At 66.1% G+C, this 466-nt stretch carries 1 pseudogene; it reads left to right on the top strand.

The features are described 5' to 3' along the window. Positions 1-466 (top strand): annotated as a pseudogene (locus EN742_RS37290) (4-diphosphocytidyl-2C-methyl-D-erythritol kinase); the annotation flags it as partial.

Genomic DNA, 466 nt, shown 5'->3' with positions numbered 1-466 from the left:
TTTTCACGGTCGACCGCGCGATGATCGACGCCATCAACGCCGTCGATCCGACCATCACCATCGCCACGCTGGCGCAGCATGCGCCGGTCGAGAAAGGCCAGATGGTGGCCACGGTCAAGATCATTCCCTTCGCCGTCGCCGGCAGTCTGGTCGATCGGGTGGCAAGGATCTGCACCGATGGCGAGATCTTTGGCATCAACGCCTATCGGCCGATACGTATCGGCGTCATCCAGACGATGCTGCCCGGCGTCAAACCGAACGTGCTCGACAAGACGCTGCGCATCACCGAAGCGCGCCTGGCGCGCTCGGGCAGCCATCTGACCGCCGAGCGCCGCACGCCGCACGAGGTCGCGCCCGTCGCGGAAGCGGCGACCTCGCTCGCCCGCGACAACGATATGGTGGTGATCTTCGGCGCCTCGGCGATGAGCGATTTCGCCGACGTCGTCCCGGCGGCGATCGAACACGC

This window comes from Mesorhizobium sp. M4A.F.Ca.ET.020.02.1.1, assembly GCF_004022645.1.
GTDB lineage: Bacteria > Pseudomonadota > Alphaproteobacteria > Rhizobiales > Rhizobiaceae > Mesorhizobium.
This window is presented reverse-complemented; position numbering and strand designations above follow the sequence as displayed.